At 70.2% G+C, this 13,141-nt stretch carries 11 protein-coding genes; 8 read left to right on the top strand and 3 right to left on the bottom strand.

Annotated features, from left to right (window positions below):
- The first annotated feature begins 101 nt into the window (after positions 1-101).
- The 4 genes from OG251_RS28140 (at position 102) to OG251_RS28125 (ending at position 4,030) form a co-directional block, all read left to right on the top strand.
- Positions 102-1,463, top strand: coding sequence for an ABC transporter substrate-binding protein (locus OG251_RS28140; protein ID WP_326679734.1), 1,362 nt, complete (start codon positions 102-104; stop codon positions 1,461-1,463).
- A 68-nt stretch (positions 1,464-1,531) separates the two neighbouring features.
- Entirely contained in the window at positions 1,532-2,377 is an 846-nt protein-coding gene (locus OG251_RS28135) for a carbohydrate ABC transporter permease (protein ID WP_326681440.1), read from the top strand.
- Positions 2,377-3,204: a carbohydrate ABC transporter permease gene (locus OG251_RS28130; RefSeq protein ID WP_326679733.1), complete on the top strand. Its 828-nt coding sequence runs from the start codon at positions 2,377-2,379 to the stop codon at positions 3,202-3,204. The genes OG251_RS28135 and OG251_RS28130 overlap by 1 nt, the downstream gene beginning before the upstream one ends.
- Before the next feature lie 202 nt (positions 3,205-3,406).
- Positions 3,407-4,030 (top strand): helix-turn-helix domain-containing protein, encoded by a 624-nt coding sequence (locus tag OG251_RS28125; RefSeq protein WP_326679732.1) that lies wholly within the window; start codon positions 3,407-3,409, stop codon positions 4,028-4,030.
- A 210-nt stretch (positions 4,031-4,240) separates the two neighbouring features.
- On the opposite strand, the gene OG251_RS28120 is transcribed toward OG251_RS28125, so the two are convergent.
- Positions 4,241-5,266, bottom strand: coding sequence for an ATP-dependent 6-phosphofructokinase (locus tag OG251_RS28120; protein WP_326679731.1), 1,026 nt, complete (start codon positions 5,264-5,266; stop codon positions 4,241-4,243).
- Between the two features lie 387 nt (positions 5,267-5,653).
- Between OG251_RS28120 and pta the strand changes: the two genes are divergently transcribed.
- The 4 genes from pta (at position 5,654) to OG251_RS28100 (ending at position 11,127) form a co-directional block, all read left to right on the top strand.
- Positions 5,654-7,726 carry a phosphate acetyltransferase gene (gene pta / locus OG251_RS28115; protein WP_326679730.1) on the top strand — a complete coding sequence of 691 codons (2,073 nt, stop codon included), beginning with the start codon at positions 5,654-5,656 and terminating at the stop codon, positions 7,724-7,726.
- 5 nt (positions 7,727-7,731) lie between these two features.
- The gene (locus OG251_RS28110; RefSeq protein WP_326679729.1) at positions 7,732-9,024 is read left to right on the top strand and encodes an acetate kinase; all 1,293 of its coding nucleotides are present in this window, start codon (positions 7,732-7,734) and stop codon (positions 9,022-9,024) included.
- Positions 9,025-9,098: 74 nt separating this feature from the next.
- Positions 9,099-10,529 carry a pyruvate kinase gene (gene pyk / locus OG251_RS28105; protein WP_326679728.1) on the top strand — a complete coding sequence of 477 codons (1,431 nt, stop codon included), beginning with the start codon at positions 9,099-9,101 and terminating at the stop codon, positions 10,527-10,529.
- Between the two features lie 136 nt (positions 10,530-10,665).
- Positions 10,666-11,127 carry a DUF4279 domain-containing protein gene (locus tag OG251_RS28100; protein WP_326679727.1) on the top strand — a complete coding sequence of 154 codons (462 nt, stop codon included), beginning with the start codon at positions 10,666-10,668 and terminating at the stop codon, positions 11,125-11,127.
- Between the two features lie 92 nt (positions 11,128-11,219).
- Here OG251_RS28100 and OG251_RS28095 read toward each other — a convergent pair whose 3' ends face one another.
- Complete coding sequence (locus OG251_RS28095) at positions 11,220-12,494, bottom strand: hypothetical protein (RefSeq protein WP_326679726.1); 1,275 nt, start codon at positions 12,492-12,494, stop codon at positions 11,220-11,222.
- Positions 12,484-13,059: a DUF6114 domain-containing protein gene (locus tag OG251_RS28090; protein WP_326679725.1), complete on the bottom strand. Its 576-nt coding sequence runs from the start codon at positions 13,057-13,059 to the stop codon at positions 12,484-12,486. The genes OG251_RS28095 and OG251_RS28090 overlap by 11 nt, the downstream gene beginning before the upstream one ends.
- Positions 13,060-13,141: the final 82 nt, after the last annotated feature.

The raw sequence follows: 13,141 nt of genomic DNA, 5'->3' as shown, positions 1-13,141 counted from the left end.
CCCCGGAGCACAACAAGCGCTTGCCGCAAGGGCATTGACCTCCTCGTCGGGCCGGACCTACGGTCACGGTCAGCCCTCGTGGCCATGAGGAGGTCGTGCCCGTGCGCCCCACCGCCCCACTGATCCTCGCCGCCGCAGCCACCGTGCTCGCCGCCGGTTCGCTCACCGCCTGCTCCTCCGGTTCCGACAGTGACCCGGACACCGTGAAGGTCGCGTACAACCGCTCCACGGACAACAAGATCCGCTTCAAGGACAAGCATTTCCAGTCCGTCAAGGAGCAGTTCGAGAAGGAGCACCCCGGCAAGAAGGTCAAGCTGGTGCCGATCCAGGCGCCGGACAACGACTACGCCACCAAGGCGCAGCAGATGATGCGCTCGCCGAAGACGGCCCCGGACCTGGTGTACGAGGACACGTTCCGGATCAACTCCGACATCAAGGCCGGGTATCTGCGTCCGCTGGATCCGTATCTGGCGAGGTGGGACACCTGGGACCGGTTCGTGGACTCGGCGAAGACGGCGGCGAAGGCGGAGGACGGCAGGACGTACGGCGTCCCCGACGGCACCGACACCCGTGGCCTCTGGTTCAACAAGGAGATCTTCGCGAAGGCGGGTCTGCCGGCCGACTGGCGGCCGAAGAACTGGGACGAGCTCCTGGACGCGGCGCGCACGGTGAAGAGGAAGGTCCCCGGCGTCATCCCGTTGAACGTGTACACCGGCAAGGGTCCCGGTGAGGCGGCGGTGATGCAGGGCTTCGAGATGCTGCTGTACGGCACGGGCGCGGACCCGCTCTACGACGCGACGGCGAAGAAGTGGGTGGCGGGCGGCAAGGGATTCAAGGACGCGCTCGCCTTCGTGGAGAGCGTGTACGGGGAGAAGCTCGGCCCGGACCCCTCGGACGCGCTGGACCCGAACATCGGCACCAAGGTGGCCACCGAGCTGTTCCCCGAGGGGAAGCTCGCGATCTCGCTGGACGGCTCCTGGATGGGCCAGAACTGGATCAACGGCGGGCCGAGGGCCTGGCCGGAGTGGGAGACGACGCTCGGGCAGGCCCCGATGCCGACGCAGCACGGCCAGGCGCCCGGGAAGGTGTCGATGTCCGGCGGCTGGGCCTGGGCCATCCCGCAGAAGGCGAAGAACCCCGATCTGGCCTGGGAGTTCATCGAGACGCTCCAGACCGCCCGCAACGCGGCCACCTGGGACGTGGTGGGCGCGCAGATCGCCGTGCGGGAGGACGTGGCGCGGGACCCGGCGTATCTGAGGTCCATGCCGGGCATCGAGTTCTTCACGGCACTCGTGGACCACACGCACTACCGTCCGGCGCTGCCCGTCTATCCGCAGGTGTCGACGGCGATCGGTGAGGCGATGGAGAAGGTGACGACGGGTGACGGCTCACCCGGATCGGCGGCGAAGGAGTACGACGAGCAGCTGAGGACGATCGTCGGCGACGCGGTCGTCGGCGGGTGAGCGGCGCGGAGGCCGGGGCTCCGGAGGGCGCCGGGGACGGGGGCGCTGCCGGGGGCGGACGGGCGCGGGTGGCCCGCTGGCTGCCGGTGACCCCCGCCGTCGTGCTGCTGGTGCTCTTCCTCGCCGGGCCCATCGGCTACTGCGTCTGGATCGCGTTCACCGACACCCAGCTCACCGGGGCGTCCGGCTCGTCCTTCGTCGGCCTCGACAACTTCCGCCGGGCCTTCGGCGACGACGACTTCCGCAACGCCGTCGTCCTGACCCTCGTCTTCACCTTCCTGTCCTCGATCGTCGGCCAGAACACGCTGGGCCTGGCGCTGGCCGGACTGATGCGGGCCGCGTCCCGCCCGGTCCGTACGGTGGCGGGAGCGGTCGTCATCACGTCCTGGGTACTGCCGGAGATCGTGGCGGCCTTCCTGCTGTACGCGTTCTTCCGCCGCGAGGGCACGCTGAACGTGATCCTGGACTGGCTCCATCTGCCGTCCCAGAACTGGCTGTTCACGCTGCCCATCCTCGCGGTGTCGTTCGCGAACGTGTGGCGCGGTACGGCGTTCTCGATGCTGATCTACTCGGCGGCGCTGTCGGAGATCCCGCAGGACATCAAGGAGGCCGCCGAGGTCGACGGGGCGAGCGGGCCGCGCAGGCTGTGGCACGTCACGCTGCCGATGATCCGGCGTTCCATCGGCACCAACCTGATGCTGAACACCCTCTCCACGCTCTCCGTCTTCGGGCTGATCTGGGCCATGACCCGGGGCGGTCCCGGCAACCGCAGTCAGACCCTCCCGGTGTTCATGTACGACCAGGCGTTCGTCAACAGCCTGATCGGCTACGGGACGGCGGTGGCGCTGCTGCTGCTCCTGGTCGGGGCGCTGTTCTCGGTGGTCTACCTGCGGCTGATGAAGGTGGAGGTGTGATGGCGACCCGCCGCACCCGGGCCCGGCTCGCGGCCGACGGGGCCCTGCTGCTGGTGGCCGCGTCGTTCGCGCTGCCGCTGCTGTGGCTGCTGTTCGCCTCGGTGGACAGCGAGGCGAATCTGCGGGTGCGTCCGCCGACGTCCCCCACCCTGGACAACTTCGACGCGGTGCTCACCGACGAGATCACCTTCACCCCGATGCTCAACAGTCTGCTGCTGTGCGGCGGTGCGACCCTGCTGACGGTGGTGTGCGCGGCACTCGCCGCGTATCCGCTCTCCCGCCACCGCTCGCGCTTCAACCGCCCGTTCCTGCTGACGATCCTGTTCACGACGTGTCTGCCGATCACCGCGATCATGGTGCCGGTGTACGGGCTCTTCGTGCGGGTGGACCTGATCGACACGATGCACGGCACGGCGCTGTTCCTCGCCACCTCCCAACTGCCGTTCGCCATATGGCTGATGAAGAACTTCATGGACGGCGTACCGAAGGTCCTGGAGGAGGCGGCCTGGACGGACGGGGCGTCCATGACGCAGACCCTGCTGCGGGTGGTGCTGCCGATCATGGGACCGGGCGTGGGAGTGGTGACGATCTACACCTTCATCATGCTGTGGGGGAACTTCTTCGTCCCGTTCATGCTGCTGCTCTCCCCCGAGCAGCTGCCCGCGTCCGTCTCGATCTTCACGTTCTTCGGCAACTACGGCTCCGTGATCTACGGGCAGCTGGCGGCGTTCTCGATCCTGTACTCCACTCCCGTACTGCTGCTGTACATCCTGATCTCGCGCCGGCTGGGCGGCGGATTCGCGCTCGGAGGTGCGGTGAAGGGGTGAGGGGGGCGACGGAGGGCGACGGGGCGGCAGGGGCGCCGGCCGCCTCGGATTGGCCCCGGTTCGTCCTAGGAGTTTCCTACGAAGCATGTTCTGGGCGGAACGTACCGTAGCCAGGCCCGTTTCCGACTTCTACGGTGGGGCCGTGCACCCCACCCCGCCGTTTCACGCCCCCGCCGCGCGCCGACTTCGCGAGGCTCTGGGGATGGCACCCGGTCATGTCGCCTACGGTCTCGCCGCCCAGTACGGTCTCCGCATCAGCGCCGAGACGGTGATGGCCTGGGAGCGCGGGGCCGCCGCACCGGACGAACGGGAGCTCACGGCACTCGCCGGGGTGCTGTGGTGCGCGCCGGGCGAACTGCTGGCGGCGGCTTCCACGTTGCGGGAGCACCGGATGACCCGGAACCTCACGGTGGACGACCTGGCCCGGCAGCTCGGGATGACCGGGTCCTCGTACCTGCGGATGGAGGAGTCGGGGCGCTGGCGGGGCAACGAGCGGCAGTCCGCCGCGCTGCGCGAGGCGCTGAATCTGTCGCCCGCGCAGTTCCTCACCGTGACCGGCCGCAACGAGGAACTGGCGGAGCTGCTGAACAGTGCCGTCACGACGCGCTGGCAGGCGTATGTGCGCCCGGTGTCCAGGATCGTCCCGCTGGAGCGGCGTCTGGTCCAGGACGTGCTGGAGCAGCTGCACGCCGATTACCAGGCGCTGATGGTGTCGACGCTGAGCTGGAGCAGCACCGGTGGGGAGCGGTCCGGGGCCACCGGGGACGCGGGGCGGGCGTTCCTGTCGCGGATCATCGACCACTTCTGGCGGACGGCGGGCGTGTAGGCGGCCGGCGCGGGCGCGGTCACGGGGAGAGGCGGCCCGCCGTACCGGCGGGGACAGAGGCGGCGAGGAGTTCCACGCGGGGCTCAGGAGTGGATTGCGGCACATACCGGAGGGGGGAACGGTATGCGGCCCTGACCGTCCACGGGGGACGGTCAGGGCCGCAGGTGCTGCCCGGGGGCCGGGCGCGGAGGGGAACGGGCCGTGAGCGGGTCAGAACACCGACTCGGCCTCGTACATCCGGTCGTCGGGCACGGTCTTCAGCCGGGTGACCGCGTCCGCGAGCGGCACCATGACGATCGCGTTTCCGCGCAAGGCGGTCATCCGGCCGAAATCACCGCGGTGGGCGGCCTCCACCGCGTTCCAGCCGAACCGGGTCGCGAGCACCCGGTCGTACGCGGTCGGCGTGCCGCCGCGCTGGACATGGCCGAGAATGACCGGTCGGGCCTCCTTGCCGAGCCGGGTCTCCAGCTCGACGGCCAGGCGGTTGCCGATGCCCTGGAAGCGCTCGTGGCCGTACTGGTCGATCGCGCCCTTGGCGTACGGCATCGAACCCTCGGCCGGGTGCGCGCCCTCGGCGACGCAGATGACGGCGAACTTCTTGCCGCGTGCGAAGCGCTCCTCGACCATTTTGACCAGGTCGTCGACCTGGAACGGCCGCTCGGGCAGGCAGATGCCGTGCGCACCGCCCGCCATCCCGGACTCCAGCGCGATCCAGCCCGCGTGCCGGCCCATCACCTCGACGACCATGACCCGCTGATGCGATTCGGCGGTGGTCTTGAGGCGGTCTATGGCCTCGGTGGCGACGCCCACCGCGGTGTCGAAACCGAAAGTGCGGTCGGTGGCGGAGATGTCGTTGTCGATGGTCTTCGGTACGCCGACGACCGGCATGCCCGCGTCGGAGAGCATCCGGGCGGCGGTGAGCGTGCCCTCGCCGCCGATCGGGATGAGGGCGTCTATGCCGTACCGGCGGCTCAGCTCGCCGCAGTTCTCGGCGGCTTCGCGCAGCCGGTCGCGCTCCAGCCGGGCCGAGCCCAGGATCGTGCCGCCGCGGGCCAGGATGCCGCTGACCGCGTTGAGGTCCAGTGGGCGGAAGTGACCGTCGAGCAGGCCCTTGAAGCCGTCCTCGAACCCGATGACTTCATCGCCGTGACCCACGACGGCACGGTGCACGACCGACCGGATCACTGCGTTCAGGCCAGGGCAGTCGCCGCCTGCGGTGAGAATTCCGATGCGCATCGTGCTGTGTCTCCTGCTCGCTAGTGCCGCGCTGTTCGGGGGCCAGCCGAAGAATCCCCCGTACCGTGAGCCGTGACGATTGTCCCACGCCTGGTCCGGACCTCGCGCTTTCGGCCGGTCCGGCGGGAGAACAACGGGAGAACCGGGGGCGAAGGTCCGCGACGCGGCGGGCCGGAGGTCCTGCCGTCGGGGGGCGTGGGTCCCGGTCCCGGGCAACGGGCGAAGGACCTCGGACCTGCCCTTCGGCCGGCCCCGGGCACGGCGGAACGCCGCGGACACGGCCCGGCTCGGCGATGGGTCACTCCGGCGGGCGGCTCGGCTGTCCGCGCGGGTATCGTCAAAAAGCAATGCCAGCCAAATCCACCCAATCAGGACGGGAGAGCACGCGTGGCGCGCAGCGTGTACGTGACGGGGATCGACCGGGGGGACGGCCGTCAGGTCGTCGACCTGGGAGTCATGGAGCTTCTGACGCGCCAGGTGGACCGGGTCGGTGTCTTCCGGCCGCTGGTCCATGACGGCCCCGACCGGCTCTTCGAGCTGCTGCGGGCCCGCTACCGGCTCTCCCAGAGCCCCGCCACCGTCTACGGCCTGGACTATCACGAGGCCTCGGCGATACAGGCGGAACAGGGTACCGACGAACTGGTCTCCCGGCTCGTCGAGCGCTTCCATCAGGTGGCCCGGGAGTACGAGGTGGTCCTGGTGCTCGGCAGCGACTTCGCCGACACCCAGCTCCCCGACGAGCTGGCGCTCAACGCCCGGCTGGCCAACGAGTTCGGCGCCTCGGTGATCGCGGTGGTCGGCGGCAAGGACCAGACCGCGGAGTCCGTGCGGGCCGAGACGCGCAACGCCTACCGCGCGTACGCCGGGCTCGGCTGCGACGTCCTGTCGATGGTGGTGAACCGGGTGGCGTCCGAGGACCGCGAGATCATCGCCGAGCGGCTCGCCGCCCGGCTGCCCGTCCCCGTCTCGGTGCTGCCCGACGACCCGGCGCTCTCGGCGCCCACCGTCGCCCAGGTCACCGCCGCGCTGGACGGCACGGTGCTGCTCGGCGACGACGCGGGCCTGGCCAGGGACGCGCTGCACTTCGTGTTCGGCGGCGCGATGCTGCCGAACCTGCTGAACGCGCTGACCCCGGGCTGCCTCGTCGTCACCCCCGGCGACCGGGCCGATCTGGTCGTCGGATCACTGGCCGCGCACAGTGCGGGCACCCCGCCGATAGCGGGCGTGCTGCTGACCCTGAACGAGCGCCCCGGCGAGGAGATACTCACCCTGGCCTCCCGGCTCGCACCGGGCACCCCGGTCGTCTCGGTGGCCGGCGGCTCCTTCCCCACCGCCGCGGAACTCTTCACGCTGGAGGGCAAGTTGAACGCGGCGACGCCCCGCAAGGCGGAGACCGCGCTCGGCCTCTTCGAGCGCCATGTGGACACCGGCGCCCTGCTGGAGCGGATCTCGGTGGCCCGCAGCGGCCGGGTCACGCCGATGATGTTCGAGCACGAACTGCTGGAGCAGGCCCGTGCGAACCGGCGCCGGGTGGTGCTGCCCGAGGGCACCGAGGAGCGCGTGCTGCGCGCCGCCGATGTGCTGCTGCGCCGGGACGTCTGCGATCTGACCCTCCTCGGCGACGTCGACGTGATCCGCAAGAAGGCCGCGGACCTCGGCATCGATCTCGCCGGGACGCAGCTGATCGACCCGCAGGCCTCCGAACTGCGCCAGAACTTCGCGGAGCGGTACGCCGAGCTGCGCGCGCACCGCGGAGTGACGGTGGAACTCGCCTACGACGTGGTCGCCGACGTGAACTACTTCGGCACCCTGATGGTCCAGGAGGGCCTGGCGGACGGGATGGTCTCCGGTTCGGTGCACTCGACCGCGGCGACGATCCGCCCGGCCTTCGAGATCATCAAGACCAAGCCGGACGCCTCGATCGTCTCCTCGGTCTTCTTCATGTGCCTGGCCGACAAGGTGCTCGTGTACGGCGACTGCGCGGTCAATCCGGACCCGGACGCCGAGCAGCTCGCGGACATCGCCATGCAGTCCGCGGTGACGGCCGCCCGGTTCGGGGTGGAGCCGCGGATCGCGATGCTGTCGTACTCGACGGGCACCTCCGGCTCCGGCGCGGACGTCGACAAGGTGCGCGAGGCGACGGAGCGGGTGCGGGCGTTGCGGCCGGAGCTGAGCGTCGAGGGCCCGATCCAGTACGACGCGGCCGTCGAGCCGTCCGTCGCGGCGACGAAGCTGCCCGGCTCCGAGGTGGCGGGGCAGGCGACCGTGCTGATCTTCCCGGACCTGAACACCGGCAACAACACCTACAAGGCCGTGCAGCGCTCGGCGGGCGCGGTCGCCGTCGGCCCGGTGCTCCAGGGGCTGCGCAAGCCGGTCAACGACCTGTCGCGCGGCGCGCTCGTGCAGGACATCGTCAACACCGTGGCCATCACGGCGATCCAGGCGCAGGGCGAGGAGTGAACGGCATGTCCCGTACGACCACCACCGACGAAGGTCCGGCCCCTGTGGAACCCCATCGCGTACTCGTCCTCAACTCCGGCTCCTCGTCGGTGAAGTACCAGCTCCTCGACATGCGCGACCACTCGCGGCTGGCGGTCGGCCTGGTCGAGCGGATCGGCGAGGCCGACTCCCGCCTCGTGCACACCCCGCTGAGCGGCGGCGGCGCGGAGCCCCGCGAGCGCGTCGGCCCGATAGCCGACCACGGGGCGGCGCTGAAGGCGGCGGCCGAGGAGCTGGCGGCGGACGGGCTCGGGCTGGACTCCCCCGGACTCGCGGCGATCGGCCACCGGGTGGTGCACGGCGGGCTGCGGTTCACCGAACCGACGGTGATCACCGAGGAGGTGCTGACCGAGATCGAGCGGCTGGTGCCGGTGGCGCCGCTGCACAACCCGGCGAACATCACCGGTATCCGCACGGCGCAGGCGCTGCGTCCCGACCTGCCCCAGGTCGCGGTCTTCGACACGGCGTTCCACACGACGATGCCGGAGTACGCGGCGCGGTACGCGATCGACGTCGAGACCGCCGACGCGCACCGCATCCGCCGCTACGGGTTCCACGGCACGTCGCACGCGTATGTCTCCCGGCGTACGGCGGAGCTGCTGGGCCGCCCGCCGGAGGAGCTCAACCTGATCGTGCTGCACCTGGGCAACGGTGCCTCGGCCTCGGCGGTGGCGGGCGGGCGGTGCGTGGACACCTCCATGGGGCTGACCCCCTTGGAGGGGCTGGTGATGGGTACCCGCTCCGGAGACATCGATCCGGCCGTCACGTTCCACCTCAAGCGGGTGGCGGGCATGTCGGCGGACGACATCGATGTGCTGCTCAACAAGAAGAGCGGTCTGGTCGGGCTGTGCGGCGACAACGACATGCGGGAGATCCGCCGCCGGGTCGACGAGGGCGACGAGCGGGCCGCGCTGGCCTTCGACATCTACATCCACCGCCTGAAGAAGTACATCGGCGCCTATTCGGCGGTCCTCGGGCGGGTGGACGCGGTGGTGTTCACGGCGGGGGTCGGCGAGAACTCCGCGCCGGTACGGGAGGCTGCCGTCGCCGGCCTCTCGGAGCTGGGTCTGGCGGTGGACGCCGGTCTGAACGCCGTGCGGTCCGGCGAACCGCGGCTGATCTCGCCGGACTACGCGCGGGTGGCGGTCGCCGTGGTGCCGACGGACGAGGAGCTGGAGATCGCGAACCAGACCTTCGCCCTCATCGGACGGACCACCGCCGGACAGGCCGGCACCGCCGTCGGACAGGTCGACAACTGAGCACCCCCGCGCCCCTTTGTATCTTCCACCAGACGGAATATTCCGTAGCGAAACAAACCGATAGGATCCGCCTCATGCGCCGTTCCAAAATCGTCTGTACCCTCGGTCCCGCCGTCGACTCGCATGAGCAGCTCGTCGCTCTGATCGAGGCCGGCATGAGCGTGGCCCGCTTCAACTTCAGTCACGGCACCCACGAGGAGCACCAGGGTCGTTACGACCGGGTCCGCAAGGCCGCCGCCGAGACCGGCCGCGCGGTGGGCGTGCTCGCCGACCTCCAGGGCCCGAAGATCCGCCTGGCGAAGTTCGCCGAGGGGCCCGTCGAGCTGGTCCGCGGGGACGAGTTCACCATCACCTCCGAGGACGTCCCCGGCGACAAGTCGATCTGCGGCACGACCTACAAGGGTCTGCCCGGCGACGTCACCAAGGGCGACCCGATCCTGATCAACGACGGCAACGTCGAGCTCAAGGTCATCTCGGTCGAGGGCCCCCGGGTCAGGACCATCGTCATCGAGGGCGGTGTCATCTCCGACCACAAGGGCATCAACCTGCCCGGCGCGGCGGTGAACGTCCCGGCCCTGTCCGAGAAGGACATCGAGGACCTGCGCTTCGCGCTGCGGATGGGCTGCGACCTGGTGGCCCTGTCCTTCGTGCGGGACGCCGAGGACGTCAAGGACGTCCACAAGGTGATGGACGAGGAGGGCCGCCGGGTCCCCGTCATCGCCAAGGTGGAGAAGCCGCAGGCCGTCGAGCACATGGAGGGCGTCGTCATGGCGTTCGACGGTGTGATGGTGGCCCGTGGCGACCTGGCCGTCGAGTACCCGCTCGAAAAGGTCCCGATGGTGCAGAAGCGCCTCGTCGAGCTGTGCCGCCGCAACGCCAAGCCGGTGATCGTGGCGACCCAGATGATGGAGTCGATGATCACCAACTCGCGGCCGACCCGCGCCGAGGCGTCCGACGTCGCCAACGCGATCCTGGACGGCGCGGACGCGGTCATGCTCTCCGCCGAGTCGTCCGTGGGCGCCTATCCCATCGAGACGGTCAAGACGATGTCGAAGATCGTCGTCGCCGCCGAGGAGGAGCTGCTCTCCAAGGGCCTCCAGCCGCTGGTGCCGGGCAAGAAGCCCCGTACCCAGGGCGGTTCGGTGGCCCGCGCGGCCTGCGAGATCGCGGACTTCCTGGACGGCAAGGCGCTGGTCGCCTTCACCAAGTCCGGTGACACGGCCCGCCGCCTCTCCCGCTACCGCGTCGCGCAGCCGATCCTCGCCTTCACCACGGACGAGTCCACCCGCAACCAGCTCTCGCTGAGCTGGGGCGTCGAGGCGCACGTCGTGCCGCACGTGGACAACACCGACGCCATGGTCGAGCTGGTCGACGCGGAGCTGCTGAAGCTGAACCGCTACAACGACGGCGACACGATGGTCATCACGGCCGGCTCGCCCCCCGGCATCCCCGGCACCACCAACATGGTCCGGGTCCACCACCTGGGCGGCGGCGAGCGCGACTAGCCCGCCCGGCTGTACGGTCCCGGCCCCCGGCTGCACACGCTGCCGGGGGCCGGCCCGTGTCCGGGGCCCTGTCCGGGAACAGGGCCGGTCCACGCACTCCACGCGCCGGGCCGTGTCCACGAACGAGGGGAACCACATGTCCCGGACCGACGGGCAGTCTCCGTCCGAACCCTTCCGGATGTACGTCCGGGTCATCAGCGAATCGCTCCGGCCCCAGGAGATCGATGCCCGGCTGGGAATCCGTGCCGACCGCTCGTACGCACGCGGGACCCGCAAGCGTCCGCAGTCGCGGCCGTACGGACACACCGGCTGGCAGCGGCACGTCCCGGCGCCCGGACCGGGGGCCCGCCCGGAGGACCTCGAACGGATCGTTCTCGGCTGGGGCGACGCGTTCGCCCGCGCGCTGGGGGAACTCTCCGACAGCGGCGACGCGGACGTCTCGCTGGTCATGGTCCAGAGCATCCACGATCTCGACGACGGGATGGCGAAGGGCATCGCCCTCGGTGCCCCGCTCATAGCCTGGCTCGCCACGGCTCGCGCCGATCTGGACATCGACCAGTACGTCTTCCACGCGTGCGACGATCCTGCCGCGCCGTGAGACATGACGGTGGCCCGCACCCCTGACTCCAGAGGGTGCGGGCCACCGTCATTCCGTGCGGCTCCCATGACGGGTCGTCGGGCGGCGCGGGCCTAGCCCTTGCCGCCGGTGAAGAAGTTCTCCAGGCCGGGCACCGTGAGCGAGCCGCCGAACTGGCCGGCCTGCGTCACCTTCACCTTGGTGAAGAAGGCGAACGGGACGTTCAACGGCGGCGGGGTCTCCGTGTTGAAGGTGATCGGGATGAGGCCGAAGAGGTTGCCCTTCAGCTCCTCCGTGTACATCGTCACCGTGCCGTTGCGGATGGTCGACGTGGAGCCGGGCCGCGACTTCACATGGCCCGTGGTGCCGGCCACCGGACCGGTCGTCAGCTGGTGGAGGTCCTTGATGTCGATCGAGCTCGCGGTGAACTTCAGCACCTTCTTGATGCTGCCGTCCGCCTTCCGCACCTCGACGATGCCCTTGTAGTCGAGACCGTTGAGCGTGAGCATCGACGATTCCAGGATCCACGGGTCGGTCGGGAGCAGTGGCAGGCCCTGCTCCAGGTCGGCCGCGGCGAGCGCGTCGGGATCGGCGGTCGGGCACGGGAAGCGCGGCTTGGCGCCGTCCGGGATGTCCTCGTCCTTCTTGGGGTCGAGGCCCTTGACGTCCTCGTCGAGCTCCTCGACGTTCTTGCCCGCCCGGTCCGCCGCCTCGCGGATGGCGTCGGCGGTCTTGTCGGCCGTGCCCTTCTCCCGGTCCCCGTCCTTGCCCTTGTCCTTGTCGGCCGGGGCGGTGGTGGCGGAGTCCGACGGCTTCGGGGTCCCGGTGGTGGCACTCGGGGACGGGCTCGCCGTCTCCTTGTCCGGTCCGTCGAAGAGGTCCTTGAGGGCGTCGCCGACACCGAGCGGGTCGAGCGGGTTCTTCGACTTGGTGGGCGTAGGTGTCGGGCCGGGCGTCGGGGCGGACTTCTCCTTCGCCGCGTCGCCCGCCGGGTCCTCACCCGTCGGGGTACTGGCCGACGGCTTCGGGGTCGCGCCGTCGTCCTTGCCGGACTCCTCGCCCTTGCCCGCCTCGTCCTTGGACGTGGCCGACGGGGACGGCGTCGCCTTCGGCGACTCGGACTCGCTCGGCTCGTCGGACCGGGTCACGCACGGGCCGGGAGCGAACGGGATGTCCGCGTGGTCGTCGGCCAGTGCCAGCTTGGGAGTGAGTCCCATGCCGACGAAGACCGCCGTGGGCATCGCGGCGAGCGCGAACGCCTTCTTGCCGTTGGGCATGTGAAGCTTGGTCAGCAGCGACTTCTTGGGGGCCGCGTGGCGCGGTCCTCTGCGTTCGCGAAGGCCCTCGCCGGGGAGGGCGTTCGTCCGCTGTGCGTCGTCACCCCGCATGATGCCTCCCGCCGTCGGCCTCAACTGCCTTGTCGAACCTGACTGGTTGCTGAGGAAGGGCCGCTGGGTGCAGGGCGTCCTCGGGACGCGCGCCGTGCGGCTGGTGCTCCGCGAACGCCTCGCCCGCGGGGGTGGTGCCCTCGCCGAACGCGGCCTCGTCCTTCACCGGTTCGCCCGGGGCCCAGGAGATGGACAGCGCGCCGCCCAGCAGGGCGAAGAGGAAACCGATCAGGAAGCCGCCGATGTTGGCGACGGGGATGGAGATCAGCGCGAGCAGGATCGCGGCGACACCGGCGAACACCCGGACGATGTGGTGGAACCACATGGTCAGGCCCAGTGTCATCAGCAGGATCCCGATGATCAGGGATCCGGCGCCGGCGGTGGTGGACATCGCCAGCGTCATATTGCCGAGATGCATATTGGCGTACGGGAAGTAGGCGATGGGTACACCGCCCACGATGGTGAACAGGCCCGCCCAGAACGGCCGGTTACCCCGCCAGGTGCGGAATCCCCGCCGGAAGACGGTGAGGTAGTGCTCGTTCTGCCCTGTGGACTCGGGGCTCATGGAAAACAGCTCCCTGGAACCGGTACTGCTGTGAGAAGAGAAAGGGTGGGCGGCCGGAGGCCCGCAGGGAGCGTTCCGGCCA

Source organism: Streptomyces sp. NBC_01237 (assembly GCF_035917275.1).
In the GTDB taxonomy this organism is placed as follows: Bacteria; Actinomycetota; Actinomycetes; order Streptomycetales; family Streptomycetaceae; genus Streptomyces.
This window is presented reverse-complemented; position numbering and strand designations above follow the sequence as displayed.